Origin of the sequence: Paenibacillus sp. 1-18, from assembly GCF_000520755.1 — a bacterium.
GTDB classification, from domain to species: Bacteria; Bacillota; Bacilli; order Paenibacillales; family Paenibacillaceae; genus Paenibacillus; species Paenibacillus brasilensis.
In genome coordinates this window covers 1-2,430 of sequence record NZ_ASSB01000183.1, presented here as the reverse complement: position 1 = coordinate 2,430, position 2,430 = coordinate 1, and the positions used below count along the sequence as shown (strand labels likewise).

At 38.0% G+C, this 2,430-nt stretch carries 2 protein-coding genes and 2 pseudogenes; 1 reads left to right on the top strand and 3 read right to left on the bottom strand.

The window, feature by feature from the left end; translation table 11 throughout:
* Positions 1 to 25: 25 nt before the first annotated feature.
* From L693_RS29170 to L693_RS0110990, 3 genes and pseudogenes are all read right to left on the bottom strand, one after another.
* A pseudogene (locus tag L693_RS29170) lies at positions 26 to 325 on the bottom strand (ArsR/SmtB family transcription factor).
* Positions 288 to 668: a VOC family protein gene (locus L693_RS0110995; protein ID WP_049825130.1), complete on the bottom strand. Its 381-nt coding sequence runs from the start codon at positions 666 to 668 to the stop codon at positions 288 to 290. Before L693_RS0110995 ends, L693_RS29170 begins: the two are co-directional and overlap by 38 nt.
* A 303-nt stretch (positions 669 to 971) precedes the next feature.
* Complete coding sequence (locus L693_RS0110990) at positions 972 to 1,526, bottom strand: GNAT family N-acetyltransferase (protein WP_025717287.1); 555 nt, start codon at positions 1,524 to 1,526, stop codon at positions 972 to 974.
* Positions 1,527 to 1,951: 425 nt separating this feature from the next.
* Between L693_RS0110990 and L693_RS28005 the strand changes: the two are divergent.
* Positions 1,952 to 2,430, top strand: a pseudogene (locus tag L693_RS28005) (phage late control D family protein); the annotation flags it as partial.

Below are 2,430 nucleotides of genomic sequence, written 5' to 3'. Positions count from 1 at the left end.
ATAAGGTCTATAAGGTCTATAAGGTCTATAAGGTCTCTAGGAATCCTGGCAAATACAAATGAAAAGTCTCCAAATTAATACTGGCATATTTTGTTTGCGCATCTTTTCGGACTTTAATCAAGTTTGCTTCTCTTAATGTACGGAAATGATACGATGTATTCGATTTGGAAGTATCGCATATCATTCCCAATTCTCCACAATTCATCTCCTTCTTGTTACCTTAGAGTGTCCGAATAATTTCGAGACGGGTCTCATCAGTCAATGTTTTAAAAATACGAACTCTTTGTTCACTGTTCAACATTTGTAGACCTCGTGTGCTCAACATATTCAACTATCGTGCCATCTGGTTGTTGCACAAGCATGTTGTAGCCTGTCGGAACTTTCGTAATATCTTGCCGGATCACTGCACCTTGATCCAATAGCCAAGCTTTATAAGCGAGAATATCATCCACTAGGAAAGACAAAGTGATATCCTGCACAGCTGACAGCGCACTATCCGTTCCTCCAATAAGCAGAAGTTGACCAACAACTGCAATGTCCAATTTTTTCTCAGCATAATGGAACCTTGTCCCTGCTTTGGTTTGCAGCAGTTCTTCGTAAAACGGAAGAGCTTTTTCCAGCACATTGGTATAAATAGGCGTTAAGATTTTAAGGACTTGCAATATCATCCTGCTCCTTTCCTTTAAGGAAATATAATTAACTTATTATACAATAGTTTTAAAACTATTGTACTAAATGAGTAATGAGAAGTCAAGTATTGTAACCTGTCGAGGTTTAATTTAAGGTACAAGGACAGCTTCATCGAAAATAAAAGGCCCAGGCGATAACTACGCCTGAGCTTCAACAGGATAGGTAAATGTGGCTCCGTTATGCTATTTCCTGATGAGCAACACACAGCACTCCACATGTGTCGAGACGATGGAAAGGATATACTTCAAAATCATTTTAAATATATATCATTCAATTTCCTTCTATTTCCTTCCAGATAAGCTAATACACTCTCTTTTTAGCAAAGAATAATGATATTGATCGCATATAGAACCATCACTAAACCAATAATGCTCTCGATAAGTCCCCTCCAGCTTAAAATGGAATTTTTCTAATAATTTTATGGATGCTTGATTACATGCTGCAACAGTTGCATAAATTTTATTCAACTCCAAATCCTTACGTTCAAAAATGATGCCTATAAATAACTCAAGTAATACATTTGCATGTCCTTGTTTTCTATGTTTTAAAGGCAAGTAGTATCCTATCTCGGCACTTTTATTTCGAGAATTATAGTCAAAAAGCTGTATCTTGCCTATCCGTTTATTATTGTTAGTTTTATCAACTAAGATATATATTAATAGCCCATTTGCAAGTCTCTTCAGTACATTCTCTTTATAATTATTATATGGAGGTAGTTCGTTTATGGGTCGGCAAGTATGCTGCTCTTTTTCGGTTTCAATAAGACTCCAATCATATAAGTCTGGTAAGTAATCTTCAATATTCCCACTATTTAAAAGTACAAGTCCCCTTATCATTCTATCACTCCATTATTTTTAAATTTAGATCGTTTGGACAGGCTACCATTTTGGTTTTAGGTAACCGATTTGCCAACACGAAGATGCATCATAATGGCAAACCATGTGGCGTATCACTATATTTCCATATTAACTCATGTTACACTTCCCTCCCGTATCAACTGCTTCCAAAAATACACATAGCAAATCCCCCAACCGATGGGTCATTCTGTAAACTAAATCTCTCTTTTAACCGATAAATACATATGCTGGGTTGTTTATTAAATATCACCTCTCGCCCCTTTTTAGCGTACAAACCTTGTTATACATATTTATCTTGACTCACTGTTGTGCTCATCTGCTGCTTCTATAATCAGAAGCAAATGCAAAATGACGTGCTTTACTTGTAATCAGCCATCACACCTAGAAAGGAGACATGAACTCACTTGAGCCAATTATCAGACGGGATCGGATATGAAAGCCTACGCTTTTATGGTCCCTTTCAGCCACAACATATCAAACAACTTCAAATAACACGTGCCATCAATGATCATGCCTTTTTACATATCAGTGGCATGCTCTCCGAAGAACAAGGAGCTGTATGCATCGGACAGGATATGGAGCAAGAGCCCATTGTGATTCGCCAGTTGGATGATCAGGGACAATCGCTGAGAAGGCTGTTCCATGGGATTGTTACACGTATGTCCGTACGCTGTGTGCGAGGCGTATATACATTTGAACTAGAGGTCGCTTCCCATTCATACCAGATGGATATCAAGGTAAAAAGACGCTCCTATCAAGATATTCACCGCACCTATGATGATCTGGTCACTGCGCTGGTTCGAAAATATCAGTATGGAGATGCCATTGATACGGTAAGCAATCATGCCAAACTGGAGACATTTGTTCTACAATATGAGGAGAG